Source organism: Lentzea roselyniae (assembly GCF_039537795.1).
GTDB classification, from domain to species: Bacteria; Actinomycetota; Actinomycetes; order Mycobacteriales; family Pseudonocardiaceae; genus Lentzea; species Lentzea atacamensis.
In genome coordinates, this window is the sequence record NZ_BAABBE010000121.1 from 1 (window position 1) to 1327 (window position 1327).

Here is a 1327-nt window from a genome sequence, read left to right on the forward strand (position 1 = left end):
CAGGGTTCCGGCAAAGTCGTGTTGGTGCTGGTCAGGGGTGGATTCCGAGCAGGGTGAGTGGTCGGGTGAAGTCTCGGCTGGTGTGACGCAGGCCGGTGGCGATGCGTGTGTGACCGGCTAGGCGTAGTGCGTTGAGGGCGAGGTTGCGCAGGCTGGCCATGACTCGGGGTGCGGTGCCGGTGCGGACGCGGGAGGCGTCCTCGGTGTAGAGGACGTCGCGGGTCCAGTGCAGTTTGTTCTCGATGTCCCAGTGGCCGCGGGTCCAGGTGGCGAGTTCGGCTGGTCCGGCGTGGTCGCTGGTGAGGCTGGTGACGCCGAGCACGGCCATCGCGGTGCGTTTCCCGGTGTTGTGGGTGACGTAGCGTTCGACGAGAAACGCTTGTGCCGCACCAGGAAAAGTGACGTCGTCGGGGATGGGCAGAACCTGGATCGTCCGCCGCTCGTGACGGCCGTGTCCGGTGTCCGCTGTGGTGAGTGCGGGAACGTCGTGCCAGGGCAGGGCGTCGAGCTGGGCGTAGAGCCGGTGCTGGTTCTCCTTGACCGGCAGCACGTAGTCGGCGCCGCGGCGCAGCAGGTCGGTGACGGTGGCGCGGATGGTGTGCATCGCGTCCGCGGTCACGATCGCCCCGGTCAGGTCGAGCTGGTCGAGCAGCGCGGCGGAACGCTTGGTCTCGTTGACCTTGGTGTCGACCAGGACCTGCGCGAGCACCAGCGAGCCGGTGTGACAGAACGCGGTCAGCAGATGCACCCCGCCCGAGCCGTCCGGGCCGCGGGTGCCACGCACGGTCTTGCCGTCCATCGCGATCACCACCGGCCCGTCCGCGGACCAGTGACCGCGGCGAGCGTGGGTCCAGGTCGTGATCGCCGCGTCCACCGCGTCGCCGTCCACCCGTTGCAGCGCCCGGCGCATCGTGGCCTCGTCCGGAGCACGGCGCCGGCCCCGGCGCGGATCGTGACGGACACCGAGCAACGCGAGTACCTGCTGCGGGGCGTCCGCCGCCCACTCCCCGATCGCCGTGAACGACCTGGCTCCCGCCGCGACCGCCGACGCCGCCAGCAACAAGATCGACGCCAGCGAGTGCCGCACACCCCGCCGACACCGCGGATCCGGCACCCCCGCCACACACTCCCGCAGGTCAGCGATTCGATCAGCAGGAACGTCAGCGGCGACAGGGGCCAGCCGATCCAGCACAGCCGGAATCGGGCAGGATGACACGGCGGGCACGGCACTCCCAGAAGATCATGAGACTTAGACACTCACATGATCAACCAGAGAGCCGTGCCCGTCCTACGTCCAAACGGCGGACACGACTTTGCCGGAACCCTG

General features: G+C 69.2%; 1 protein-coding gene. It reads right to left on the minus strand.

The window, feature by feature from the left end; genetic code table 11:
- Positions 1-31 precede the first annotated feature (31 nt).
- The gene (locus ABFX45_RS46140) at positions 32-1225 is read right to left on the minus strand and encodes an ISAs1 family transposase (RefSeq protein WP_346137419.1); all 1194 of its coding nucleotides are present in this window, start codon (positions 1223-1225) and stop codon (positions 32-34) included.
- Positions 1226-1327: the final 102 nt, after the last annotated feature.